Below are 23,218 nucleotides of genomic sequence, written 5' to 3' on the forward strand. Positions count from 1 at the left end.
CCAGTAAGCTTCAGGCTGGCGCAGTTTTGCTTTCCTCAGCAGGAGGGGCCAGTTGCAGTTGTGTCAGTGAGCAATATAATCGCCAAATCAGCCCCGCCAGTTCCCGCCCAGAGGCATCGGGGTATTGAGCCAAAATAGCACTCATTCGTTGTAACTCCTGCAATGTTGCGAGTAACGAACTGGGTTGCACACCTTTTTCGGTCATACACCCCTTCAGGCAGTGAATACAAACGTCCCGTACTGCTGACAAGGGTGCAGAGGTGGTTTGCCAATCCCGTAATTGCCAGACCACATGGCTACAATTGAGCAATACCATCCCCCAACGCAGCAGCCACAGGCGAGCTGACTGATCTTTACTGAGATTGAGTTGGTTAATTCGATGGTAAATCAGTGATTCGAATTGATTCTGGCTCTGTTGTGGATGGCTACTGATTTGATCAATGAAATCGCGGCGGAGCATCCGAATGATACGTCGACTTTTGCGTTTATCAGAACTGGGGCGCAATAGCTGAAAAGCAACACCAGCTAACATTACGCCGACTAATTTACCAATATTATCATTAAGGAACTCTTGATAATCATAGCTCGGCGGGTTGGTTACACTTAGGAAAGAACCCATAAAGACAATCAATTGTCCCCACAATGAAGCATAGGCAGGATGCTGTAGTTTCATCATCTGCATGGTGATTAAAATGGGGAACAGTACGGCAGCAAATTGCCAGAAATCATCAATCTGTACCATCACACCAAACTTAAGAATAAAACAGCCGATAGAAAGCAGAACAATGGCTTTCAATAGTGTAGCAATACTGTCGGTTGGCGACGGGGTTGCGGAGTAGAGCACGCAACTTACCGCGGCCAATGCCAGTGCAGCACTGCCCGAACTCCACTGCGTATTTATCCAAAATGCACAACCAATAACAATACACACGAAGGTTCGCAGCCCATTATAGGCGGCCTCATAGGTATCGGTATGGCGAGCCAGCGCGGTTACTGGTGGCGGTTGTGGCAGGTCGCTGGCAGATTCTTTATCCAACTGTGTCAGCCAACGATTCACTTGCAAATATAACCAACAAAAATGCTGTAATCGTAACCAGAAGGCGCGGTGTCGATAGTCGAACTCATCATGCGGGGCGATTTGTTGCAGTATTTTGGCCAATTGATATTTATCGCAATCGGGTCGCTGTAGTGTTTGTAGCAACTGTGACAGAACTGGTGTCAGGTTCTCCGGTGGCGTTGGCCAGTTAAGCAACATGCGTCGTAAACTGGTAATTACACTGGTTATACGTAATTGACGATGCAAAATAAAATTCAAGACGTTATTTTGCCGCCGCAAGCGGTAATGGCTCCAAAAGGCTTGGATCCGCAGTACATTCATGGTCAGGATCTGGCCAATTACCCCTTCATGTGAGGCACGTAGCTGGGGGTTATGATCGGTTTGCCACAATAACTCGGCATGTTCCAGTAAGCGAGATTGCATGCGGCGCAGTGAGGTCAGTAATGCTTCGCCGTCGGAGGTGCTCGGCATCATCATCATCATCAGGCCACCACAAAGAATACCGGTAATTACTTCACACACTCGGGCTTGCGCGATATCAAAAATTTGCTGGGTGCCAGCGGTGTTGACCGTAGAAAAGGCAATAATCGCGGTGGTATAACCGGCTAACGCAAACGCATAAGAAACATTATTTTGATAGTGATTGGAGACAAAAGTACAAAGGGCAATCCAGGCTGCAATGGTAAAGGTAAACAGCCAGGGGTCATTTAGGCAATGGCCGGCAATTACCACTGATGCGGCCGCCCCCAGTAAGCTGCCGATGATGCGACCAATACTCTTGCTGATGACCCCGCCGACGGTGGGGAAACTCACCACTGCAGCGGAGGTCATTGCCCAGTAAGGCTCATCTAAATTCAGCGCAAAGGCAATCCACAGTGATAAGCACATTGCCAATGAATTACGCAATGCATAACGCCACTGACCGGTATTGGCTTTACCCCATGGGGTCTGGTGCCACAGGGGGAAGGAGATACGCATCGTTTAGTCAACCAGTGAAATAGTGCAGGTGGTGCCGGCAATAAGGGTGACATCGGCTGGGACATCCAGCAGTTTGATTCTTACCGGAACCCGTTGGGCCAGCCGTACCCAAGGAACATTAGGTTTTACATCTACCAATAAGTCACCGCTGCTATCAACACTTTGGTCATAAATAGCACGACCAATACTTTCGACTACGCCGCGTAAAGGAATGTTGCCATTATACAAAACAATCTTGGCTTTATTACCTTCTCTAATATGTTTCAACTTGGTTTCTTCGAAATAGCCCATCACATAGAATGAATTGGTATCGATTAGCGCGACTAATGGTATGCCGGCGGTAGCATAGTTACCCACCCGTGTTTGCAAGTTGGTTATATAACCATCGGTCGGCGCATAAATACGGGTTTTGCTGAGATTCCATTTCGCTTGTTCGACATTCGCCACTGCGCCCTGATAGGCCGCTTTCATGCTATCGGCGGTTAAGTTGGCAATGTCGAGATCTTCACCAGAAATGATATTTTTCGGTAAATTTCGCCGACGTTCTGCTTCATGATTCGCTTTAGCCAGGTCAGCTTGCGCCTTCACTAAAGCGGCTTGTGCGTTATCCAGTGCCAGTTGGTAGGGTTGTGGGTCAATCACAAATAATAAGCTACCCGAGCTTACCAACTGGTTATCATGAGCTACTATTTTAACCAGCCGGCCCGACACTTCCGGGGTGATGCTGACCAATTCAGCCCGGACTTTACCATCGCGAGTCCAGGGTGATTGCATGTAGTAGTTCCACATCCACCAACCCGCACAAAGTGCGAGAGCGAAGACAATGACAGAGGAGAAATATTTAAGAGACTGATGATTCATATCAATTTACCAACTGGCTAATATCCATAAAGAAACGCTGACCGCAATGACAAAAATTGACAGATCCATTAATATTGGATGCCAGATGTCACCAGAGTAGATCCAATTCCGTAGGACATGATGGATCAATAGCCAAAACACCAAACCTAGCATAACCGCCTTAAACATCGGCGGGAAATAGATTGAGGCACCTATAACCAAGTCTGTAAGAGGTGCGTTTATGGGTAACACTGATACATACATAAGGTTAATCCTTAATAGGTATTTTTAGCTAAAACATCATTTTTTCTAAAGGATTCGCCGTATTTATTGCTATTACCCTAGCATCGACGGTATATATACATTTGTGTTTTTAATGTTAATTACCCAAAATAGACGGGACTCTGGGAGTTATGCTAGCACGCTAATTAAAAGGAGGGGCAATTGGAATCGACATTAGGATCTGATTTAGCACGATTAGTTCGCGCTTGGCGCGCGCTTATCGACCATCGGTTGAAGCCGCTGGAGTTAACTCAAACGCATTCGCCAATTCCCAAACGAAATGCAACAAAGTGCCCCACCGGTCAGGTACGGATAAAATAGCCGTATTGACCCTGTCGGAGACCCTGTTGCATGAAGGGAAAACATTTGACTCAGCATGAGCGCTTTTACATCGAAAAACGAAAAGCTGAAGGCGTTAATCAGTCCTGCATTGCCAGAGAACTGGATGTCTCTCGCTCTACCCTGAGCCGGGAGCTCAGGCGTAATACGGACCCCGCCTTCAACGGACTTTACTCCTCCAGACGCGCTGATGCCTTAGCCAGACAACGGCGGGGCGCCACCTCGGCACACAATGCCTGTTTCCCTCTGGGCCAGCAGACACAAGACTTTCTCCGGCAGGCGCTGGCTGTACATACCTCCCCTGAGGTTATCTGTGGGAGACTGAAAATCCAGTTTGATATCGCCGTCAGCAAAAATACCCTCTACCGCTATATCCGTTCGGACAGACAGGCTGGCGGTAAGCTTTACCTTCAGCTCCCTCACCGGGGTAAACGCTATCGCTATGATACGGGTGAGCCCGGACGCACGCCCATCCCGGACAGGGTTGGCATTGAGCACAGGCCTGCTGAGGCTGAACTCAAACAGGTTCCCGGGCATGTTGAAATCGATACGATTTTTGGCAAAGACCAGAAGTCATTCCTGCTGACGGTCGTGGACAAAGCCACAAAGCAGGTCATTATCCGTAAACTCCCCAATAAGTGCGCTGAGAGCGTCGTGGAAGCGTTCAGGGACATCGTGGCGAATACTTTCTGCGAGTTTAAAACCCTGACGGCAGATAACGGACCCGAGTTTGCGAAACATAAGGACATCACTCAGGTAACGGGCGCAAAGGTTTACTTTGCCCGGCCTTATCATTCCTGGGAGCGGGGGTTGAATGAGCATACCAACGGTCTGATACGGCGGTTTTATCCGAAAGGAACCGATTTTAATGGCGTCAGCGATGAAGATATTGCGAGACTGGAGCACATCCTCAACACTCGGGGGCGCAAATCTCTGGAATACAGCTCACCGAATGAGGTATTTTTAGAGTATCTACTCGCTGCATAACGCATGATGGTTTGTTGCGTTTCGTTCGGGAATGGGGCATTGGGTTACCTTGCATAACATTAATCGTTTACCGCCTGAACAGTCACAAATTCAACTGGCAAAAGCGATTGGTATCGAACAACCATCATTGGTTAGAACCTTAGATCAACTGGAGGAGAAAGGTTTAATCACACGGCATACCTGCGCAAATGATCGCCGTGCGAAGAGGATAAAACTGACGGAGCAGTCTTCACCGATAATCGATACGGTTGATGGAGTCATATGTTCCACCCGTAAAGAAATTCTTGGGGGGATTTCAACAGATGAGATTGAATTGCTATCTGGTCTGATTAATAAGCTTGAGAGCAATATTAACCAATTACAAAGCAAGTAATAATAAAGATTTACGACTCTATTCACAGCAGAAAGAAATATTTTAGTAAAACAAGCCAGAGTTCATTACGAACTCTGGCTTTTACCTGAAGACAGTAATAGCAGAGTTATTAGCGTGGGCTAACGGTAACGGTGCTACCACTGCTCGCTAGCATCACGCGCTGACCGACGCTAAAGCGAGTTGGGCCTTGTTTTTGCACCACCAGAATGGTTGTGCCGTCATCTTTACGGACTTCAAGTTGCACGCCGTCGGTGCGGTTCATTGCGCCCTGAACACCTTGCCCTGCCATACCACCCGCAACAGCACCTGCTGCAGTTGCCAGGCTACGACCAGTACCACCACCAACAGTATTGCCAAGGAAACCACCCAAGACTGCACCGCCAATGGCACCCATAACATTGTTTTCATCGCCACCCTGAATAGTGACTGGGCGTACGGATAGTAGGGTACCGTAAGTCACAGTTTGTACTTGTCGGGCTTCGGATGCGCTGAAGACATCACCGGACAGGGTGCTATTATTGGCACAACCGGTCAGAGTAACCGCAGCGATAGCAACGGCGATTAGTGGCTTGATCATAAAAACTCCTATTAAAAATGCACAACCGTATTACGGTTCAGTATGCCAGGGATATCCAAATCCAGTCTATTGATGGCCCAGTATTTGCGCAGGGCCGATATTTGCACAAAGTATGGCTTACCCAAATGTTTATTTCACTACTTACTTATTTTAACTTTCTGCTTAATTTTTCGACCACCATCGATGGGTACGCAGCTTAGCGGTTTATACTTCAACGAATATTAAACGGCAGTTTAACTTTCTTAAAGTAAGAAATATCACTGCGATAAATGAAAATGTCAGTAAGAGTGACTTTTATGTGACCTTTCCTACAAATAAAAAGTAGCGTTTAGGACAGGCTCCTATAGCGGTATACACTTTAAAAAGTATATCTTTTCAGGGTGTTAATTTTATTATTCTGACTTGGCTTGTGGAAAGTCTTATTGCTATTTTGTCCCTGAATGAGGGAATAAGGTCATTGCTATGAAATCAGGCCGTTTTATTGGAGTGATGTCAGGAACCAGTTTGGATGGGATTGATGTGGTGTTAGCTGCCATTGATGAGCGTATGGTGGCCCAGCAGGCCAGCTATAGTCATCCAATGCCGCTACAGCTGAAAAAAGATATCCTCGGCATGTGTCAGGGCCAGTCTACGACCTTGTCCGCAGTGGGTAAGCTTGATGCCCAACTGGGTATCTTGTTTGCGCAAGCGGTGCAGGGCTTACTAGCAAAAGAAGGCCTTAGCGCACAGGACATTACCGCCATTGGCTGTCATGGGCAAACGGTGTGGCATGAACCGCTTGGTGAACCGGCGTTTACAATACAATTAGGTGATAATAATCGTATTGCTGCGTTGACAAACATTGCTACTGTTGGGGATTTCCGCCGCCGTGATATGGCTTATGGCGGGCAAGGTGCACCTTTGGTACCCGCTTTCCACCATGCGTTACTAGCCCATGCCACCGAGCGGCGCATGATACTGAACATTGGCGGTATTGCTAATTTATCTATGCTATTACCCGATTTGCCGGTGCGGGGGTTTGATACCGGGCCTGGCAATATGTTGATGGATGCCTGGATCTGGCGTAATCGTGCCTTACCCTATGATAAAGATGCGTGCTGGGCACTGTCGGGGCAAGTTAATCAACCGCTGCTTGAGCTTATGTTCAGTGATCCCTATTTTGCCAAGCCTGCTCCAAAAAGTACCGGGCGGGAATATTTCAATGCCGGGTGGTTGGATAAGCAATTGGCGAAGGTGCCGGGGCTGAAACCGGAAGATATTCAAGCAACGTTGGCAGAGTTAACCGCGCTATCAATCGCCGAACAGGTGCAGTTGGCGGGAGGCTGTGAGCGGCTGTTGGTGTGTGGCGGCGGGGCGCGTAACCCGTTGCTGATGTCACGGATGTCAACCTTGTTACCGGGGACGGAGGTGTGCGTAACTGACAATTTTGGTGTGAGTGGCGACGATATGGAGGCTCTGGCGTTCGCCTGGCTGGCATTTCGGACCTTGTCCGGTAAATCGGGTAATTTGCCCTCGGTGACCGGAGCCAGTTGCGAAACCATTTTAGGAGCAGTCTATCCTGTATCGTCACGCTGAGGGTGTTAAGCTGCCATAGGGTACGGTGCCTTATTCCATCAACGAGGACGACATAATGAAACACTTATTTGTTGCAACTTCAGTATTTGGCGTAACAGCAGTATTGATGTTGGCAGGATGCAGTCTGGTTCAACCTAAAAGTGAAACGTTGCATTATCAGTGTGGCACAACCCGGCTGACCGTTGCTCAGGACAACCGCCAAGATAAAGTCAATTTGGTGTTAGATGGTGAACAGTTGACCTTACCTCAGGTGCGTGCAGCTTCCGGCACTAAATATAGCAACGGCCACTATAGCTTCTGGTCGAAAGGAAATAGTGCTTTTGTTGAGCGTGATGGAAAAGTCATTATCAATGACTGTGTTTTGATCAAGTAATCAGGCCGTTGTCTGCTCTGAGTGATTGTGATTCTTGCTCTGCAAGGGCAGAATAATAGTCACTGCTTTCCTGCGCGTTACAGAGCTTATATGACTGACAAGAATGAATTTGATGTTGCAGATTTACGTCGTGAATATATTCGCGGCGGTTTGCGTCGCAGTGATTTAACCGAAAACCCACTGGACTTATTTGAACGTTGGTTAAAACAGGCCTGTGAAGCGCGTTTGCCTGATCCAACAGCTATGTGTGTGGCTACGGTAGCTGCCGATGGTCAACCTTATCAGCGCATCGTGCTGCTGAAGCATTATGATGATCAGGGTATGGTGTTCTATACCAATTTGGGCAGCCGCAAAGCGCAGCAACTGGCTGAAAATCCACATATTAGTCTGTTGTTCCCTTGGCATATGTTAGACCGGCAAGTCATCTTCCTCGGTACCGCAGAACGGCTTTCAACCCTTGAAGTGCTGAAGTACTTCAGTTCCCGCCCGAAAGATAGCCAGATTGGTGCCTGGGTTTCCCAACAATCATCACGTATTTCTGCTCGTGGTGTATTGGAAAGTAAGTTCCTCGAGTTAAAGCAAAAATTCCAGCATGGTGACGTGCCGTTGCCCAGTTTTTGGGGCGGGTTCCGCGTTAAGTTTGACTCTGTGGAGTTTTGGCAGGGCGGTGAGCATCGCTTGCATGACCGTTTTATTTATCAACGGCAAGCAGATGCATGGAAAATTGACCGTTTAGCCCCTTGAGAACGATGAAATAATTGTGGTTAAGCCTAGCGCTCGTGTGACGGGCGCTTTATTCTATACCCTTCGTACTTGAAGCCGCAGGGGGTTTTTACGTTCGTTACTCGGCCCACCCCTGAGTCTCGCCTCTGCGAGGCCACGGCAAGCAAATTTGTCACTCTAATCGCTTATTTCTTATTTGAGTAAGCCCAGTGGGATTTATTTGCTTGCTGCCTGGCTGCAACGCCAAGTTTTTTGGGTATAAATCCTCTTTTCCTGGTAAAAGATAATTTTTGTAAAAGACAATTTTTTGTGAAAAACAATGGAGTCGTTGATGACCAGCAGCAACCTGATTAAACAATTGCAAGAGCGGGGCCTCGTTGCCCAGGTTACGGATGAAGACGCGTTAGCAGAGAGACTGGCGCAAGGGCCAATTTCACTGTATTGCGGTTTCGATCCTACCGCAGACAGCTTGCATTTGGGTCATCTGGTTCCGTTGTTGTGCCTAAAGCGTTTCCAACTGGCTGGGCATCGTCCCGTGGCGCTGGTCGGTGGCGCTACCGGTATGATTGGTGATCCAAGTTTCAAGGCTAGCGAACGCAAACTGAATACGGAAGATACGGTTAACGAATGGGTGGAGAAAATCCGCCGTCAGGTTTCGCCATTCCTGGATTTTGATTGCGGTGAAAACAGTGCTATTGCGGCCAATAACTACGATTGGTTTGGTGGCATGAATGTGCTGACCTTCCTGCGTGATATTGGCAAGCACTTCTCTGTTAATCAGATGATCAATAAGGAAGCGGTTAAGCAACGCCTGAATCGCGATGACAGTGGGATTTCGTTTACTGAGTTTTCCTATAACCTGTTACAAGCTTATGATTTCGCTTGCCTGAATAAAGCTCACGGTGTGGCGCTGCAAATCGGCGGCTCTGATCAGTGGGGTAATATTACCTCTGGTATTGATTTGACGCGTCGCCTCCATCAGCAGCAAGTTTATGGCCTGACCGTGCCATTAATTACTAAAGCTGACGGCACTAAATTTGGTAAAACCGAAGGTGGTGCGGTATGGCTTGATCCGAAGAAGACCAGTCCTTACAAATTCTACCAGTTCTGGATTAACACCGCAGATGCCGATGTTTATCGTTTCCTGAAGTTCTTTACTTTCATGAGTATGGAAGAAATTAACGCGCTGGAAGAAGAAGATAAAAACAGCGGCAAAGCGCCACGTGCGCAGTATGTTCTGGCCGAAAATGTCACCGGCATGGTCCATGGTGCAGAAGGCCTTGCTGCCGCCAAACGTATTACCGCGAGCTTATTCTCCGGTGATTTAAATGAGCTGACCGAAGCCGACTTCGCTCAGTTAGCACAAGATGGCATGCCGACAATTGAACTGAGCCGCGATGCTGATTTACAACAGGCATTGGTTAATGCTGAGTTGGTCCCTTCTCGTGGGCAGGCGCGTACTATGATTGGTTCTAATGCTGTCGCCATTAATGGTGAAAAGCAGGCAGACCCAGAATACATCTTTACCGATGCTGATCGTCTGTTTGGGCGCTATACCTTATTGCGTCGTGGCAAAAAACATTATTGCCTGATTAGCTGGCTATAAGAATGAAATAAGATAAGGGGCCGAAATGCCCCTTATTTTTTGGCTAATGTTTTGTTAGCTGATGTTTTATTCCAGTCAGCGCTGTATTACAAAGTGGGCATGGGTGCCCTTAACTTTAGGCCGTTCCAATGAAAAATATACTTTCGATTCAGTCTCACGTTGTTTTTGGCCATGCGGGTAATAGTGCTGCTGAATTTCCTATGCGCCGAATGGGGGTCAATGTTTGGCCGCTGAATACCGTCCAGTTTTCCAACCATACGCAATATGGTCACTGGACTGGTTGTGTGATGCCCGCCAGCCATTTGACTGAGATAGTACAAGGCATTGCCGATATTGATCGGCTGAAAGATTGTGATGCGGTATTAAGTGGTTATATCGGTTCACCCGAGCAGGGCGATCATATTCTGGCTGCGGTTGCACGCGTAAAACAAGCCAATCCGAATGCCTGGTATTTTTGTGATCCGGTCATGGGGCATCCAGAGAAGGGCTGTATCGTCGCGCCAGGGGTGGCAGAGTTCTTCTGTAAAGAGGCCTTGCCTGCCAGCGATATCATTGCACCGAACCTGCTTGAACTGGAGCAACTTAGTGGTGTGCGGGTTGAAAGTGTCGAACAGGCCGTTAAGGTTGCTCGTGATCTCTGCGCCCAAGGGCCAAAAGTTGTGTTAGTTAAGCACCTAAGCCGCGCCGGTTATCATGCTGACTGCTTTGAAATGTTATTAGTCACGGCCGATGAGGCATGGCATATCAGCCGTCCGCTGGTGGACTTTGGTGCCCGCCAACCGGTCGGTGTGGGTGATTTGACCAGTGGTTTATTGCTGGTGAACTTGCTGAAAGGTGAAGCACTGGATAAGGCACTGGAGCATGTTACTGCCGCTGTATATGAAGTGATGCTGAAAACTCAGGAGATGGGTGAGTATGAACTTCAGGTTGTCGCCGCTCAGGATGGAATTGTTAATCCCGTCAGTAAATTCTCTGCCATCAAGTTATAATCCCAGCTATACAGTGCCCCTTAATGGAGGGGCACTCTAATTAATCAAAGGACTTATTTCTTAACGTCTTCTGCGGCTAATGCGGCTTTAACGGCTGGGCGTTCTGCTACACGGCTCATATATTTATCCAAATTACTGCGCTGGGTAATATCAAGTTTCAGCGCACTCGCCCAACGAGTGACAGTAAATAAATAGGCGTCAGCCACGCTGAATTTTTTGCCTAACAGATAATCGTGTTGTGCTAATACGCTGTCTACATAACTGAATTGTTTATTCAGCCGCTCACGTGCGATCGTTTTATAGTCATCTGGTGTTTTCGGGTTAAACAGTGGGCTGAAACCTTTATGTAATTCAGTCGCAATGAAGTTTAGCCACTCAATGGCATGATAGCGGGAAAGGGTCCCTGATGGGGCAATCAGGTGGCGGTCTGGCACCATATCTGCCAGATATTGCACGATAGCAACACCCTCAGTGAGCAGGCTGCCATCATCCAGTACCAAGGCGGGTACCTGTCCTTTTGGACTGATGCTTAAATAGTCTTCACCCGTTTCAGTTATTTTGGCCGCCAGATCGACACTCTCAATACTAAAATCTAACCCTGCTTCACGTAATACAATATGTGGAGACAGAGAGCAGGCACCGGGTTTATAGAACAATTTCATCACAAACTCCTTAATCGATCACTGAAAGAAAAAAGCTTCCTTAATCCTAAGGCAGGCGGGGGAAAAATGCTGCTAGCGGTGTAATATAATTGTGCGGGAAATAAAATTAGTCGCAGAAATAAAGTGTTGTCCTACAGCAGTGAGTATCCACCGCTGTAGGTAATCCCTGTCTGTTATTATCAGGCAGTGGAAATCAGTTACCGTGGTGGGCGAGTGCTGATCGATGCGGACCAGCTAAAAGTGGTGGTACTTGGTGCGGTTTTTTTGGTTTTTCTTTCTACGCGGGTTAACTTGGCGACTTGTTCCCGAGCGTTCATGATTTTATCTATTGCTTCTTCTCTTACTTTATTCTGTTCTGAATTGGTTAAAGCCCTTCCTAAATTTATTCTGGCTCTATCGAGTTGCGTTTTGACGTCACGTTGCTCACTTTCGGTCATTTCTTTTAATGTTAGCCTTTTCATTTTTTTCGCCTTGTTTGCATCAGTCTTACTCAGTGTACAACCTTATCCTGCGTGTGGATGTAAGAGATTGCGATCTGGGCGACATTAATCACCATAAAAGCCTGATATTAGCCCCAGTCAAAGCTAATAAAGCGAGGACCAACGGAGTAACAGCCACCGCTCTCTGTAAATGTTATCAGGAGCGGTGTTAACGAAGGGAAGGTTTGGAGGTCATAATAGCCGTGAACCGTAACCCCACAGCAATACAGTCAGACCAAGGAGTAACTCTAATACCAGCACGCCGATGGCAAATGTGGAACCGGAGAAGATAAAACCTTCTTGTCGGTCTATATTCAGGAAGGTGGGGATGCCCAAATACATCAGGTAGCCTGCATAGCAGAGTGCAATGATGCCAACCAATAAGCACAACCAGATAATCGGGTAGAGGGCAACCACGCCACCTAAAAACATGGGCGTTGCAGCATAACCGGCGAATAAGGTACAGCTTTGCCAACTAGGCCGGCTCTCATAGCGGCGGGCCATCCAATAAATTACTCGTCCCATGAGAGCTACCGCCGCCAAAATCAAAACATAGAAAATAATGGCAAAATAGAGTGCGGTAAGGGGAGCCAGTTTTATTATCTGACCATCACCAAAGTTCCAGCCCACTTGTGTGGTGCCGATAAACGCGCAAATCACGGGAATGGCAGCCATTAAAAGGACGTGATGGGCATACAGGTGGCGGACACTTTCCCCCTCGCGTTTAATTTGCTGCAATTCCTGACTAGGACGGGTCAGAAGCCCCCATACATGGTTTATCATAAATCACCTCCTTGCCGGTTATTGACCGCAAATAACAGACGGGTTTCATTCTGATATCGCTCAAAATGGAGTTAACGCTGTGCGGTCTGTTATCAGTATAGTTTATTTTTTGCGCACAAATAATGTGATGAAGTTATCATTGATAAGGCGAGTGATATTCATCATCTCAGTAAATGTTTAGGATGAATCAGTGAATTAATCAGGTATTTTAATCAGGAGCCGTTTATGGGTATTCAGGGAAATGATAGTCGAATTGACAACATAGAGTTTGCCGTCGGTGATATTGCTCGCTCGAAGGATTTCTATGGCAAGGTATTCAATTGGCGCTTTACTGACTATGGCCCAGGATATTGTGAGTTTACCGATGGCCGACTGACCGGTGGCTTCACCACCCTGAGTGACGTTCAGCCCAACGGTGGGCCGTTAATCATTCTGTATGCTGATGATCTTGAACAGACGCAAAAACGGTTGGAAGAAGCGGGAGCCTCTATTGTGCTGGCGATATTTACTTTCCCCGGCGGGCGTCGTTTCCACTTTACCGACCCGGATGGCTATCAGTTGGCGGTATGGTCTGACAAATAAGTATTGAATTTAGGACTTATTCTCGCCAAACGACAGGCTGTCTGAGTTTTACGTGGGAGTTGGCAGGATAAAGTGCTTAGCACGCGTGCTTTATCCTGCCGGGCAATTATGCGGCGGTTACTGGGGTCGCTTTATGACTCTCTGTTGGTGCGAGAGTCATGCGATACAGTTTTGGTGCAGTGAGCATCATCAATACTGCGATAATGGCAGTGACAATACCAATCTGCATAAATACATGGCTATAGATTGCCAGTGATGCATGGGCATCAGTAATATCACTTGGCACCGCAGTTAATGCTGCAACTTTACCGGCGATCAGGGCTGCTGCTGCTGTCGTCAGGAACCATGAACCCATGATGAAGCCCATCAAGCGCTGAGGTACCAACTGCGCAACCATCGCCAGGCCGAGGCCCGAAATCATCAGTTCCCCGATACTTTGCAATGCGTAGCTCAGGATCAACCAGTTAACGGACACAATGCCATGTTCGTTGGCGAAGCTGGCACCCCATGGTAGAACCAGGAAGGCCGCAGAGCAGAGCACCATACCGAAAGCAAACTTGTGTGGCATTGGCAGTCGGTCACCCATCTTATTATAGATAGCCGCCAGTATTGGGCTGGCTACCATGATCCAGAACGGGTTCAGCGCCTGATACTGTTCTGGTTCGAAGGTAATACCAAAGATTGAATGCTCAACGTTATGAATAGCAAAGAAGTTCAGCGACGTTGGCATTTGGCTATACAGCACAAAGAACACCACCGCTTCCAGCATCAGTAAGAATGCCACAATCATTCGGCGGCGGGCAGTGCCATGCAGAGAGAAGGTCTCTTTGGCAAAGATACAGATGATGCCCAGAGATACTAATGCCAACGCCCAACGTGCCACTATTTGGTTATGCAGCAACCAGCTTGACAGCGTGACCAGTGCAACCACACCCACCAATACCATCAGTAACTTTTTAATCTGTAGTGGTGCAAAGTCAGGTTTTGAACCTTGATTTTTTACCCATTTACGGCAGAACCAGAAGTTTACCAAGGTGATCAACATACCCACTACGCTCAGTGAGAATGCGACGCTCCAGCCATACTTCGCGGCTAACCATGGGGTGGCCAGCATAGAGAAGAATGAACCGATATTGACGGACATGTAGTACATGGTGAATGCGCCGTCTAAACGCGGATCATCTTTGTTATAGCATGTTGACAGCAGAGAGGATGGGTTGGCTTTGAACAAACCATTACCAACCGCAATGGTCGCCATACCCAGATAAACCCAGAAAATGTCATGGCCGGAGTAGGCAATCATGGCATAACCAACTGCCAGCGTTAATGCACCAAGTACGATGACACGTTTGGCACCGAGCACCTTATCGCCTAACCAGCCACCGATGGCCACAAAGCCATAGACCAGTGCACTGAAGGATGAGAACAAAGTGATAGAGTCGGCTTCGCTCATCCCGAGCATTTTTACCAGATAGACGGCCATGATCCCTTGCAGGCCGTAATAACCAAAGCGCTCCCAAAGCTCGATAGAGAAGATCAGGTAAAATGCTTTTGGTTGTTTGAAAGCATTCATACTGATGCTTTCGGGTTGCTCACTGTTGGGTGGCTGTTGACTGTTGTTTGCTGTTGACACGGGGACCTCTGTTTTTCACTACCGACCACAAATGGTGGGAGAGACAAAAGTGAATGCGCGAACCGGCATCCTTTTGCATTGTTATAAGATGTTTAGCGGCGGTTAATGTTCACTATCTTTGTCAACGAGACAAGGCTTTTGCAATATTCTGTTACATATATCTCAGGCAGGGCTATGCGACCATGTTACAAATGTTATGCAGTATTAACGTTTATGTTTTAGCTGTTTGACGATTTTTTGTTTTGATTAAAAGCTGAACTGATTTTATTTGGTGGTATATTCTGCTATTTGATTGGTTAGTGGTTTATATGGTCAGATGTGAGTGAATAAACAATTCAATATTGTGGTTATTGTGAATAATCTGAAATTATCCAAATTTCGTTCAAATGTTAATCAGTAAAATGCCTGAGTTGAAAGATGAAATGGGATCTGGATCAGATAGCTGTGTAAATTTTTCGCACGAAAAAGGCCAGCACGGCAAAACATGCCACCAAGGGACGATGGTATACTGGATAGAATCATGAAAATCTGAGTATCTGTATGGATATCAAGCAACTGGTCTATCTCTGTAATCTGGAGCGCGAGCGCCATTTTGGTCGTGCGGCTGAGGCCAGCTTTGTCAGCCAGCCAACATTGTCGATGCGTCTGAAAAACCTGGAGCGGGAACTGGGGGTGGCACTGATAAACCGGGGTAATAATTTCGAAGGATTTACCGCCGAAGGTGAGCGCGTATTAGCCTGGGCCAGAGAGATTGTCTCTGTCTATCAAGGGCTAAAGTTAGAGGTGGAGTCCCTTAAACATGGTTTAAACGGCACGCTGCGTATTGGTGTAGTACCACAATGCAGTATCTCGTTGGCACTATTACTTAAAAGTGCCAGTGAACGCTATCCCCATCTGGATTACCGTGTTTCAGTGTTAAGTGCTGACCAATTACTGGAAGCTTTAACCGGTCACTCGGTCGATGTGGGCATTGGTTTTTTTGAATTGACCACCTTGAATGAGCTGCATTTTCAGGTACAACCGCTAGTTGACGGGGGCATTGACCTGGTGTTTCACCCCGGACATTTCCCTGATTTGATGGGGACTGAGCCGCTGGCACTGGCCCAGGTAGCACAACTGCCGCTCTGCCTGGCTGAACCCAGCCGTTACTTCCGCCGCTATCTGGATAACAGTTTTCGTGATGCCGGTCTGCCGCTGCATGTGCGGCTGGAAAGTACTTCTATCTTTCAGTTGTTACAAGGCATCTTTGTCGGTTTAGGCTGTGGCCTGTTCCCGCAGGGTAGTCTACTTGAGGATATGTCACCCGACCTGCAACGGCGGCCGGTGGATATTTTGAAGATGAGTCGGCATGCTGCTGTCGTGGTGGCTGAACCAGGGCGAGTTACACCGCTGGCCCAGCACTTTTTTGATGTCGCTAAAACGTGGTTGGCTACCCACTAAAACACTGCAATCCGCAATTGCGGGCGAGTATCAAACAGCTTGCCCCAGCGTTTGTCTTAACCGGTTGGTCCATCCGGCTGCGGCGGTGTCGAAGATGATACTCACCAGTTGCTGATTACTGACACCCAGAGCTAACAATGGACTGATATGTTGATGGCTAAAGCGTTCTGGTGCGCGAGTCAACTCGGCTGCGGCATAGATAAGCCAGTGGATAATCTGCTCATCAGATTGAGTCGCCAAAGCGTTATCAATCCCCGCGTCAAGTGCCGTTATCAATGTGGTGTTAGGGGTTAATTGGTGCAATTGGTGTTTATGGATAGCCAGACAGTAGCGACTGCCATTGATGCGCGCAGTCACCAACGCCACCAATGCCAGCCAATCAGGTGGCAGCAACGGAGGATAATGTTGGCGGGTGATAATGGTGCGGTACGCGAGCAGACTTTGCTGATGGTGTTGTAGCAACTCACTGAGGGTTATCTCTGCGTCATCTGACGATGGCTCAGATGAAATGACCTCATTGATTGTCTTTGAGGGTAACCAACCTTGCCATTGCGCTACAGATGACGCTATCAAGCCTGCGGGAGCATCTTCCATGCGCGGAAAACCGGGCAATATTACCGTAGGATATCCAGCGAGTGCACAAAGGGCTGCCACTACTCTGGCTTGATAACTAACAAAACCAATAATCTGCGATAAAACAATAATATCTGTAGCGGTTAAACCTACATCAGCGAGTTGTTGCAAAGCATGCTTATCAATTAATGTCGGCTGACTGGCCAGTTGACGGGCATATTGGGTTATCTGTGTCAATCGCATATTACTTTCCCGCGATGCGTCCGGGCTGGAAAGTGGCGTCAGGCGGGCGGCATAATGGCTGCACAACCGTTGAACCCCGGTAACTTGTGCCACCGTCAGTGCGGTACTTAAGCGGTCATACAGTGAAAAGGTGTGGTCTCGGTTCAGCTCGACAGTGAGCGGGAAAAGTGCCTGATACATTGCATCTGAGGCAGACAAAATCGCCGCATGCTGGCGTAACGGGTCATCTAATCGGGCGGGAATAGTATCGGCTAAGCCAAGCAAAAAGATACCCTGTTCAATGCTGTTCTCATTTGTCAGCAGATTATCGCCATTACAACTATTAGCACTGTAACTCTCCTCGGTGACGGGGGCGGCGTAGATCTCCGGGTTACCGCTGCGTTGAGTTTCATGATACCAATGGGCATTATCCTGTTGTCGAAATTGCACCATGATGACCTCCGTTAGGGACAGCAACGCGCCCAGGTTAACGATAAAGAGGTTGTAAGCACCGTTTGGCTATAAACCGAGAGCGAATCAGTGACAAGGGTAGGTAGTGCGGTATCGGACCGGGAGCATAGCAAAGTAGTCGGTATCAACATCGGCAAGATATCCTGTTGTTTTATGGAATGAACACAGTGGATATCATTACTGATTGAGTTTGCGAGATAAAATAATGTTAAACCATAATCCATAACTAAAAGTAATAACATATTATTATATATAACAAAAATGTTGTTACGTTAGCGAATAAATGACTAAAGAAGCAGGAAAAAATCCGCGCTGAGGTGAGCGCGGAATGGGTGATCGTGGAGGTAAATGGCAGGGCAGAAAACCCGCCTAAAAATGGCCTGAGTCCCGCCGCCAGGCATCGGCGGTTAAAGCTTCACCAAAGTGGCTGGAAATCAGCCGCTTAGTCAGATCGTGCAGCGGGGATGCCAGCACCTCGGCCGTGCTACCACGCTCCACCACTTCTCCTTCATGCATCACAATCACCTGATCGCTGATATGTTTCATCATGCCTAAGTGCTGGGTGACATAAATATAAGATATGCCATGTTTTTCCTGTAATTCCAGCATCAGATTAATAATCTGTGAGCGCATGGACATATCCAAAGACGCCAGTGCTTCATCGGCAACAATCACTTTAGGTTGCAGGATAAGTGCCCGTGCCAGTGCGATACGCTGCTTCTGGCCGGACGCCAACATATGCGGATAATAGTTAGCGTGATCGGGCAGTAATCCCACTTGCCGCAAGGTCTGATAGATTCGTTGCTCACGAGCCACCGCGTCTAAATCAGTGTTCAATTTCAGTGGCGCATCCAACAACTGGCCGATGCGCTGACGCGGGTTAAGTGAGGTGCTCGGATCCTGAAAAATCATACGGATACGTTGGCTGCGGTAAGCATAATCACCGTAGGACAGGCGATGATCGTCAATCAGCAATTCACCATCCGTTGGTTCAATCATGCCCGACAGCATTTTTGCCAAGGTGGATTTACCGGAACCGTTCTCACCAATCACCGCCAGGGTTTGGCCTTCGCGTAAAGTAAAACTGACCGATTTGACCGCTTCTACGTGCTGACGACGAAATAACCCGGTGCGGTAGCGGAAGGTTTTGCTCAGATTACGGACTTCGAGCAGAGTCTCTGCCATTATTGCTCCTCCAGATTTAAGGGGAAGTGGCAGGCAAAGGCGTGGTTTTTTACCAGCCGCAAGCGCGGTGTTTCAATACAGGTTTTTTGCGCATAAGGGCAGCGAGGCCCAAGACGACAGCCAACGGGCAAATGCTCCAGTGATGGAATAGCCCCAGGCAAGGTATTTAAGCGACTTTTATGTGGCAGGGAGCGGCCAAAATCGGGCATGGCACGGATCAGCGCTTGAGTATAAGGGTGGTGGGGGGCGGCCAGCAGGTCTTCGCAAACGGCACTTTCCACAGTTTGGCCGCAATACAGCACGTTAACCCGATTCGCCCATTTACTCATCATCTGCAAGTCATGGCTTATCAGCAAAATAGTGGTGTTGTTATTCTGATTAAGTCGCGCCAGCAGACGGAAAATTTGTGCCTGAGTGGTGGGTTCCATGGCATTGGTAGGTTCATCGGCGATAAGCAGCCGAGGTTGATTAGCCAGTGCAATGGCAATCATCACCTTTTGGCATTCACCTTCAGTCAGCTCATAGGGATAACTGCACATAATATCTGTGTGGTCTTTAATCCCTACACGGTGCAGCAACTCAATTGCCCGCCGTTTGCGCCAATGAAAACGTTGCCACCAGCGACCTTTATAGGTCCAGCCCGGTATCGCTTGTATCAATTGCTGACCAATATTTTCTGAGGGATCCAGACAGGATTGCGGTTCCTGAAAAATCATCGAGATATTATGGCCGATCACCTTGCGTCGTTCGCGTGGGGTCAATTGCAACAGATCGATGTCGTCAAAGCGAAAACGGTCAGCGGTAATGCGCCAGTTATCTTTACTGACCCCACAGATAGCTTTGGCGATTAAACTTTTACCTGAACCGGATTCACCCACCAGACCACGAACTTCACCCTCAGTCAGGGTAATACTGATGCGATCAACCGCTTTGACCATCCCTTCAGAGGTCATAAATTCAATGGTGAGGTTACGAATATCAAGTAACGGCATTATTCCACCCCCGCATTAATTGCCCGGCGCATGCCGTCACCCAACAGGTTAACTAGCAGTACGCTGACTAAAATCGCGCCACCCGGCAACATCACGGTCCACGGGGCGACATAGACTAAATCAAGTGAGTCCCCCAGCATCGCTCCCCATTCCGGTGAGGGCAATTGTGCGCCTAAATCCAAAAAACCCAACGCAGCAATATCCAAAATTGCCATTGATAGTGCCCGGGTAAATTCAGTGACCAAAATAGCGGCAATATTGGGGAAAATAGCATAAGCCAGAATATGAGGGGTAGACGCGCCATCTAAACGGGCGGCAATAACATATTCTTTATCCAACTCATCATGTACGGCGCTATAAATGGTTCGTACCATTCGGGGTAGCAGTGCCAGCCAAACCGCGAACATGGCATGTTCTAAACTCGGCCCGACAAAGGCGACCACAATGATGGCCAGCAGCAGCGACGGAATAGAGAGCAGGGTATCCAGTACATGATTAAGAATAGCGGAGCGAAAGCCGTGAGTGATACCGGCAAATACACCAAGGATCACGCCACACAGCGCCGCAGCCAGTGTGACTAACAGTGCCGAGCCATAAGTCGATGCGGTTCCTGCCAATAATCGGCTTAAAATATCGCGGCCGAGATCATCAGTGCCAAGGAAGAACGAAACGTTGCCATAGCGCGACCAGGAAGGCGGGAGCAGTTGGTAGCCCAAAAACTGTTGGTCAAGGGCATAGGGTGCCAGTGTATTGCCCAACACACAAAGCACCAAGAGGGCGAGTACGCCGTAGAAGCCCACCATTGCCAAGGCATCGCCATAAAAAAGCCGCCAGGTATACAGCAACGGGCTGGGCATTTTCTTCTCACGGTAGACATTATCGAAGGGCATACCATTCCTTATGCTTTAGCGGTGTCATCATTGCACCCAGAATATCTGACAGGACGTTAATGACGATAACCAACGACCCGACCACCATTACCCCCGCAGAAATGGCGGCGTAATCCTGCTGGCGAATGGCGTTTATCAACCAACGGCCCAATCCCGGCCAGTTAAACACCACTTCGGTTATCATCGCTAACGTCAGCATGGTGGAAAACTGTAACCCCAGTTTTGGAATGATGGGCGGCAATGCATTATGCAGCACATGGCGGCGAATAATGGTAAAGCGTGATAGGCCGCGAGTGGCGGCGGCTTTAATGTAGTTTTGCCCAATAACATCATCGGTACTGGTGCGCATAAGGCGAATGACTTCGGTCGTTGGGGCCACCGCCAATGCGGTGATTGGCAGGATCATATGCTGCACAGCGCTGAGCATCATCTCTTTGCGATACGGCGAAGGTGATAGCCATGCATCGACCAGAGCCAAACCAGTGACCGGTTTCACTTGATATAACAGGTCAAACCGGCCAGAAACCGGCAGCCAACCTAAATGCAGTGAAAAGAACAACATCAACAGCAGCGCCAACCAGAATACAGGAATTGAGAAACCAAGTAATGCGACAGAACTGATGGCGATATCAGCCCATTTCCCGCGCATCACACCGGCAATAATCCCCAGCGGAATACCAACAAATAGGGCTAGTGTAAAGGCCAGTACACATAATTCCATGGTGGCGGGGAAGGCTTCACGCAATTGCTCGCTAATAGGTTGACCATTGATGCTAGAAACCCCGAAGTCCCACTGAAACAGGCTATTGAAATAGAAGCGGTAAGCATCCATTAAGGATGCGCCATTTAACGGCGCATGAGGGGTAAAGTAGCTCAGGCTAAAACTGACCAGTGACAACATAAACAACGTTATCACTAATAGTAATAAGCGGCGTAAGGTGAAGATAATCATGGTTTTTTGCCCTCATTGCTCTCACGGAACACGCCAGCAAAAGAAGAATTGCCAAACGGGCTTAATACCAAACCTTTAATATCATAACGGTATGCCTGTAACCGTAATGAAGATGCTAATGGCAACAGTGGCAATTGTTGCTCCAAAATACGCTGAGCTTGCTGATAATATTCAATACGCGCGGATAATTGCTGGGAACGTAATGCTTTTTGTAGCAATTCATCAAACGCCGGATCACACCAATGAGCATAGTTTGTTTGCGAACGAATTGCCGCACAGCTTAATAGCGGGCGGAAGAAACTGTCTGGGTCATTACTGTCTGTCGACCACCCCGTCAGCGTCAGGTCGTGATTCATCTCCATCAGCCGCGCCTCTTGGAATCGGCCTTCGACCGGCACTATATTGACCGTAATCCCCACCTGAGCCAAATCAGCCTGAATCAGTTCCGCCGTTTTTAATGGGCTGGGATTATAAGATTGCGAGGCGGTCGGCACCCATAGATTGAATTGTAAATTAGTCAATCCAAGCTGTTTTAGAATCTCTTTAGCTTTTTCTGGATTATATTCGGTTACCTGGGCCTGATTGTCATATGCCCATGATGCACGAGGTAAAATAGACGCTGCGGTCTCAGCGGTACCGTAATAGATTGACTGCATTAATCGCTGGTTGTTAATCGATAATGCGATCGCCTGCCGCACCCGCTGATCGTTGAGTGGTGGCTTACGGGTGTTGAATGCCAAATAAGCTACATTCATCCCTGGGCGCAGTGTCAGACGCAGGCGAGGGTCATCTCGTAAAATGGATAATTGGCTGGCTGCTGGATAGGCCAACACATCACACTCGCCGGTCAGTAGTTTGGATAAGCGGCCAGTACCACCCGCACCCAGATCGATAACCACCTGCGGCATGCGCGGTAAACCTTTCCAATAATCACTGTTACGGAACAGACGAATGTATTGCCCGGAGCGATATTCGTTCAACAAGAAGGGACCGGTCCCCACAGGCTCACGATCGATCTGCTCTTGTCGGCCTTTTTGGGTCAACACGTCGGCGTACTCGGCAGAGAGTACTGGTGCATAATGGGTAGCCAGATGCCAAAGGAAGGAGGCATCTGGAGCCTTCAGCTTAAATTCAACCGTATAATCATCCAGTTTTTTGACACTTTGCACTGCGTCGGCAAATTGTAAACTGTCGAAGTAAGGATACTCGCCACCATTGACATGGTGGTAGGGGTGTTGTGAGTCAAATACCCGCTGAAAGCTGAATATCACATCATCTGCGTTCATCATCCGGGTTGGGGTAAACCAATCGGTGGTCTGGAAGGGGACGTCTTTACGTAAATGAAAACGATATGTCGCGCCGTTATCCAGCACTTGCCAACTTTCAGCTAGTTCAGGGATTAAACGGTAGGTATACGGGTCAACGTCCAGCAGGCGGTCGTAAAGTTGTGCTGCCAGGGTATCGATGGTCAATCCGCTACTGGCCATCTGCGGATTAAAGGTATTGAGTATCCCGCTGACACAATAGACGAAGCCACGTTGGCGGATATCCGGCAGCGGTTGAGCGGGTTGAGGGGCCGGGGCGGGTTGCGCCAGCGCTGATGTCGCAAGGCAAGACAACGACAGCAAGCAAATAAGTAAAGCACGCATAAACGC

The 23,218-nt window shown here is 48.2% G+C and carries 22 protein-coding genes and 2 pseudogenes; 10 read left to right on the top strand and 14 right to left on the bottom strand.

Annotated features, from left to right (window positions below):
• Positions 1–10 precede the first annotated feature (10 nt).
• From ACWJJO_RS10800 to ACWJJO_RS10810, 3 genes are read right to left on the bottom strand one after another with little or no spacing between them, the layout of a single operon-like run.
• Positions 11–2,035: an FUSC family protein gene (locus ACWJJO_RS10800; protein ID WP_481091010.1), complete on the bottom strand. Its 2,025-nt coding sequence runs from the start codon at positions 2,033–2,035 to the stop codon at positions 11–13.
• Between the two features lie 3 nt (positions 2,036–2,038).
• Complete coding sequence (locus ACWJJO_RS10805) at positions 2,039–2,896, bottom strand: efflux RND transporter periplasmic adaptor subunit (RefSeq protein WP_083158746.1); 858 nt, start codon at positions 2,894–2,896, stop codon at positions 2,039–2,041.
• A gap of 6 nt (positions 2,897–2,902) precedes the next feature.
• The gene (locus ACWJJO_RS10810; protein WP_083158747.1) at positions 2,903–3,139 is read right to left on the bottom strand and encodes a DUF1656 domain-containing protein; all 237 of its coding nucleotides are present in this window, start codon (positions 3,137–3,139) and stop codon (positions 2,903–2,905) included.
• Between the two features lie 180 nt (positions 3,140–3,319).
• On the opposite strand from ACWJJO_RS10810, the pseudogene ACWJJO_RS10815 reads away from it, so the two are divergent.
• The 3 genes and pseudogenes from ACWJJO_RS10815 to slyA all read left to right on the top strand — a co-directional run.
• Positions 3,320–3,421: pseudogene (locus tag ACWJJO_RS10815) on the top strand (transcriptional regulator SlyA); the annotation flags it as partial.
• 87 nt (positions 3,422–3,508) lie between these two features.
• Positions 3,509–4,483: an IS30 family transposase gene (locus tag ACWJJO_RS10820; RefSeq protein WP_481090514.1), complete on the top strand. Its 975-nt coding sequence runs from the start codon at positions 3,509–3,511 to the stop codon at positions 4,481–4,483.
• Positions 4,484–4,520: 37 nt separating this feature from the next.
• Positions 4,521–4,856 (top strand): annotated as a pseudogene (gene slyA, locus ACWJJO_RS10825) (transcriptional regulator SlyA); the annotation flags it as partial.
• Between the two features lie 109 nt (positions 4,857–4,965).
• Here the strand turns inward: slyA and ACWJJO_RS10830 are convergent.
• Entirely contained in the window at positions 4,966–5,433 is a 468-nt protein-coding gene (locus ACWJJO_RS10830; protein WP_083158749.1) for an outer membrane lipoprotein, read from the bottom strand.
• A 462-nt stretch (positions 5,434–5,895) separates the two neighbouring features.
• Between ACWJJO_RS10830 and anmK the strand changes: the two genes are divergently transcribed.
• The 5 genes from anmK to pdxY all read left to right on the top strand — a co-directional run bounded on the left by anmK (position 5,896) and on the right by pdxY (position 10,699).
• Positions 5,896–7,008 carry an anhydro-N-acetylmuramic acid kinase gene (anmK, locus tag ACWJJO_RS10835; RefSeq protein ID WP_083158750.1) on the top strand — a complete coding sequence of 371 codons (1,113 nt, stop codon included), beginning with the start codon at positions 5,896–5,898 and terminating at the stop codon, positions 7,006–7,008.
• A gap of 55 nt (positions 7,009–7,063) precedes the next feature.
• On the top strand, positions 7,064–7,381 hold the full coding sequence (locus ACWJJO_RS10840) for an MliC family protein (protein WP_083158751.1): 318 nt from the start codon (positions 7,064–7,066) through the stop codon (positions 7,379–7,381).
• Positions 7,382–7,471: 90 nt separating this feature from the next.
• Positions 7,472–8,125 carry a pyridoxamine 5'-phosphate oxidase gene (pdxH, locus tag ACWJJO_RS10845; RefSeq protein WP_372559107.1) on the top strand — a complete coding sequence of 218 codons (654 nt, stop codon included), beginning with the start codon at positions 7,472–7,474 and terminating at the stop codon, positions 8,123–8,125.
• A 310-nt stretch (positions 8,126–8,435) separates the two neighbouring features.
• Complete coding sequence (gene tyrS / locus ACWJJO_RS10850; RefSeq protein WP_372569225.1) at positions 8,436–9,710, top strand: tyrosine--tRNA ligase; 1,275 nt, start codon at positions 8,436–8,438, stop codon at positions 9,708–9,710.
• 128 nt (positions 9,711–9,838) lie between these two features.
• Positions 9,839–10,699, top strand: coding sequence for a pyridoxal kinase PdxY (gene pdxY / locus ACWJJO_RS10855; protein ID WP_083158754.1), 861 nt, complete (start codon positions 9,839–9,841; stop codon positions 10,697–10,699).
• Between the two features lie 53 nt (positions 10,700–10,752).
• Here the strand turns inward: pdxY and gstA are convergent, their stop codons facing one another.
• The 3 genes from gstA to ACWJJO_RS10870 form a co-directional block, all read right to left on the bottom strand.
• Complete coding sequence (gstA, locus tag ACWJJO_RS10860) at positions 10,753–11,361, bottom strand: glutathione transferase GstA (RefSeq protein WP_481091011.1); 609 nt, start codon at positions 11,359–11,361, stop codon at positions 10,753–10,755.
• Between the two features lie 197 nt (positions 11,362–11,558).
• Positions 11,559–11,822 (bottom strand): YjbD family protein, encoded by a 264-nt coding sequence (locus ACWJJO_RS10865; RefSeq protein ID WP_005184457.1) that lies wholly within the window; start codon positions 11,820–11,822, stop codon positions 11,559–11,561.
• A 210-nt stretch (positions 11,823–12,032) separates the two neighbouring features.
• A complete protein-coding gene (locus ACWJJO_RS10870; RefSeq protein WP_083158756.1) occupies positions 12,033–12,623 on the bottom strand; it encodes a Yip1 family protein in 591 nt (196 codons plus the stop codon).
• A 225-nt stretch (positions 12,624–12,848) separates the two neighbouring features.
• On the opposite strand from ACWJJO_RS10870, the gene ACWJJO_RS10875 reads away from it, so the two are divergent.
• The gene (locus ACWJJO_RS10875) at positions 12,849–13,205 is read left to right on the top strand and encodes a VOC family protein (RefSeq protein ID WP_083158757.1); all 357 of its coding nucleotides are present in this window, start codon (positions 12,849–12,851) and stop codon (positions 13,203–13,205) included.
• 106 nt (positions 13,206–13,311) lie between these two features.
• On the opposite strand, the gene dtpA is transcribed toward ACWJJO_RS10875, so the two are convergent.
• Positions 13,312–14,838 carry a dipeptide/tripeptide permease DtpA gene (dtpA, locus tag ACWJJO_RS10880; RefSeq protein WP_420073293.1) on the bottom strand — a complete coding sequence of 509 codons (1,527 nt, stop codon included), beginning with the start codon at positions 14,836–14,838 and terminating at the stop codon, positions 13,312–13,314.
• Positions 14,839–15,378: 540 nt separating this feature from the next.
• Between dtpA and ACWJJO_RS10885 the strand changes: the two genes are divergently transcribed.
• Positions 15,379–16,278 (top strand): LysR family transcriptional regulator, encoded by a 900-nt coding sequence (locus tag ACWJJO_RS10885; RefSeq protein ID WP_372569222.1) that lies wholly within the window; start codon positions 15,379–15,381, stop codon positions 16,276–16,278.
• A 30-nt stretch (positions 16,279–16,308) separates the two neighbouring features.
• Here ACWJJO_RS10885 and ACWJJO_RS10890 read toward each other — a convergent pair whose 3' ends face one another.
• From ACWJJO_RS10890 to sapA, 6 genes are all read right to left on the bottom strand, one after another.
• A complete protein-coding gene (locus ACWJJO_RS10890) occupies positions 16,309–17,526 on the bottom strand; it encodes a CMD domain-containing protein (protein WP_372569221.1) in 1,218 nt (405 codons plus the stop codon).
• A gap of 387 nt (positions 17,527–17,913) precedes the next feature.
• Positions 17,914–18,729: a putrescine export ABC transporter ATP-binding protein SapF gene (gene sapF, locus ACWJJO_RS10895; RefSeq protein ID WP_032906086.1), complete on the bottom strand. Its 816-nt coding sequence runs from the start codon at positions 18,727–18,729 to the stop codon at positions 17,914–17,916.
• A complete protein-coding gene (gene sapD / locus ACWJJO_RS10900) occupies positions 18,729–19,721 on the bottom strand; it encodes a putrescine export ABC transporter ATP-binding protein SapD (protein WP_481091012.1) in 993 nt (330 codons plus the stop codon). Before sapD ends, sapF begins: the two co-directional genes overlap by 1 nt.
• Entirely contained in the window at positions 19,721–20,611 is an 891-nt protein-coding gene (gene sapC / locus ACWJJO_RS10905; RefSeq protein ID WP_083158763.1) for a putrescine export ABC transporter permease SapC, read from the bottom strand. Before sapC ends, sapD begins: the two co-directional genes overlap by 1 nt.
• Positions 20,598–21,563, bottom strand: coding sequence for a putrescine export ABC transporter permease SapB (gene sapB, locus ACWJJO_RS10910; RefSeq protein WP_083158764.1), 966 nt, complete (start codon positions 21,561–21,563; stop codon positions 20,598–20,600). The genes sapC and sapB overlap by 14 nt, the downstream gene beginning before the upstream one ends.
• Positions 21,560–23,212 (bottom strand): ABC transporter substrate-binding protein SapA, encoded by a 1,653-nt coding sequence (gene sapA / locus ACWJJO_RS10915; RefSeq protein WP_372569884.1) that lies wholly within the window; start codon positions 23,210–23,212, stop codon positions 21,560–21,562. Before sapA ends, sapB begins: the two co-directional genes overlap by 4 nt.
• Positions 23,213–23,218 lie beyond the last annotated feature (6 nt).

Source organism: Yersinia antarctica (assembly GCF_056636475.1).

Excerpts from the sequence above, each read along its gene's own strand:
- sapF (WP_032906086.1), bottom strand. The coding sequence starts at position 18,729 with ATGGCAGAGACTCTGCTCGAAGTCCGTAATCTGAGCAAAACCTTCCGC.
- ACWJJO_RS10875 (WP_083158757.1), top strand. The coding sequence starts at position 12,849 with ATGGGTATTCAGGGAAATGATAGTCGAATTGACAACATAGAGTTTGCC.
- ACWJJO_RS10800 (WP_481091010.1), bottom strand. The coding sequence starts at position 2,035 with ATGCGTATCTCCTTCCCCCTGTGGCACCAGACCCCATGGGGTAAAGCC.
- pdxY (WP_083158754.1), top strand. The coding sequence starts at position 9,839 with ATGAAAAATATACTTTCGATTCAGTCTCACGTTGTTTTTGGCCATGCG.
- sapC (WP_083158763.1), bottom strand. The coding sequence starts at position 20,611 with ATGCCCTTCGATAATGTCTACCGTGAGAAGAAAATGCCCAGCCCGTTG.
- anmK (WP_083158750.1), top strand. The coding sequence starts at position 5,896 with ATGAAATCAGGCCGTTTTATTGGAGTGATGTCAGGAACCAGTTTGGAT.
- ACWJJO_RS10830 (WP_083158749.1), bottom strand. The coding sequence starts at position 5,433 with ATGATCAAGCCACTAATCGCCGTTGCTATCGCTGCGGTTACTCTGACC.
- gstA (WP_481091011.1), bottom strand. The coding sequence starts at position 11,361 with ATGAAATTGTTCTATAAACCCGGTGCCTGCTCTCTGTCTCCACATATT.
- ACWJJO_RS10885 (WP_372569222.1), top strand. The coding sequence starts at position 15,379 with ATGGATATCAAGCAACTGGTCTATCTCTGTAATCTGGAGCGCGAGCGC.
- ACWJJO_RS10865 (WP_005184457.1), bottom strand. The coding sequence starts at position 11,822 with ATGAAAAGGCTAACATTAAAAGAAATGACCGAAAGTGAGCAACGTGAC.
- sapD (WP_481091012.1), bottom strand. The coding sequence starts at position 19,721 with ATGCCGTTACTTGATATTCGTAACCTCACCATTGAATTTATGACCTCT.
- ACWJJO_RS10870 (WP_083158756.1), bottom strand. The coding sequence starts at position 12,623 with ATGATAAACCATGTATGGGGGCTTCTGACCCGTCCTAGTCAGGAATTG.
- sapB (WP_083158764.1), bottom strand. The coding sequence starts at position 21,563 with ATGATTATCTTCACCTTACGCCGCTTATTACTATTAGTGATAACGTTG.
- sapA (WP_372569884.1), bottom strand. The coding sequence starts at position 23,212 with ATGCGTGCTTTACTTATTTGCTTGCTGTCGTTGTCTTGCCTTGCGACA.
- tyrS (WP_372569225.1), top strand. The coding sequence starts at position 8,436 with ATGACCAGCAGCAACCTGATTAAACAATTGCAAGAGCGGGGCCTCGTT.
- ACWJJO_RS10840 (WP_083158751.1), top strand. The coding sequence starts at position 7,064 with ATGAAACACTTATTTGTTGCAACTTCAGTATTTGGCGTAACAGCAGTA.
- ACWJJO_RS10890 (WP_372569221.1), bottom strand. The coding sequence starts at position 17,526 with ATGGTGCAATTTCGACAACAGGATAATGCCCATTGGTATCATGAAACT.
- ACWJJO_RS10820 (WP_481090514.1), top strand. The coding sequence starts at position 3,509 with ATGAAGGGAAAACATTTGACTCAGCATGAGCGCTTTTACATCGAAAAA.
- ACWJJO_RS10805 (WP_083158746.1), bottom strand. The coding sequence starts at position 2,896 with ATGAATCATCAGTCTCTTAAATATTTCTCCTCTGTCATTGTCTTCGCT.
- ACWJJO_RS10810 (WP_083158747.1), bottom strand. The coding sequence starts at position 3,139 with ATGTATGTATCAGTGTTACCCATAAACGCACCTCTTACAGACTTGGTT.
- pdxH (WP_372559107.1), top strand. The coding sequence starts at position 7,472 with ATGACTGACAAGAATGAATTTGATGTTGCAGATTTACGTCGTGAATAT.